Raw genomic sequence first — 1,029 nt, 5'->3', positions numbered from 1 at the left:
ACGTGTCGATATCTCGTTCGCGTCGTTCCCGGGTCCAGCGCCCCCGTATGTCGGTGGAGTTGGCGCCTGTGGTGGAGAGGCGTCTGGGCGCTCTGCCTGCCTCTGCCGAGTTTCTGCGCCGGCTGGACGTGGCGGGGATCATCGACGAGCTGTGCCCTGTCCGTGAGGTGGCTCATCTGACGCACGGGCAGGTCGTCGAGGCGCTGATCGCCAACCGGCTGTCCTCGCCGACCTCGATGGTGCGGGTGGAGGACTGGGCGCGGACGTGGGCTGTCGAGGAGGTTTTCGGCATTGAGCCGGACCTGCTCAACGACGACCGTATCGCCCGCGCTCTGGACGCGATCGCCCCGCGCCTGGAGGAGATCACCGGCTCGGTCGGCGCGCAGGCCATCGCGGAGTTCGGCATCGATACCGCTCAGATCCACTGGGACATGACGTCGATCTCCATGTTCGGCGCCTACCCGGACCAGGAAGAGGAGTACGCGCAGGTCAGATACGGTCACCCCAAGGACCGGCGGGTCGATCTGAAGCAGGTCCAGGCCGGAGTGGCCGTCACCCGCGACGGTGGCATCCCCGTCTTCCACCGGGCCTACGACGGCGGCGCGGGCGAGGTCGCCCAGGTCGTCGGCGCGATGAAGGCCCTGCGGAAAATCGCCGACCGCAAGGACTTCCTGCTCGTCGCGGACTCCAAACTGGTGTCCTACCCGAACATCACCGCCCTGCTTGACGCCCGGGTCGGATTCGTCGCCCCCATACCCGCGGCCCAGGTCAAAGCCGACTTCTACGCCACTGTCGACCTCGGGGCCGCCGAGCTGGTCGACTACGTCAACGACCGCGACCGCGAGCGGAACACCCCCGCCAACCAGCGCCAGTCCTACCGGGTCCTCGAAGACGTCCACGCCATGGCAGGACCGCGCAAGCGCGACCCGGTCCACCACCTGCGCCGGATCCTGGTCCACTCCACCGGCAACGCGGAGGGCCAGCGCAAAGCACGCGCCAAGCGTCTGGCCAAAGCCGCCGAGGATCTGG

Annotated in this window: 1 protein-coding gene; it reads left to right on the top strand. The window is 68.3% G+C overall.

Annotated elements, in window-relative coordinates:
• Positions 1–68 precede the first annotated feature (68 nt).
• Positions 69–1,029, top strand: a 961-nt coding sequence (locus ACWD6R_RS40690; protein WP_451823362.1) for an IS1634 family transposase, incomplete at its 3' end; no start/stop codon positions are given.

It is taken from the genome of Streptomyces sp. NPDC005151, assembly GCF_053599875.1.
This window is presented reverse-complemented; position numbering and strand designations above follow the sequence as displayed.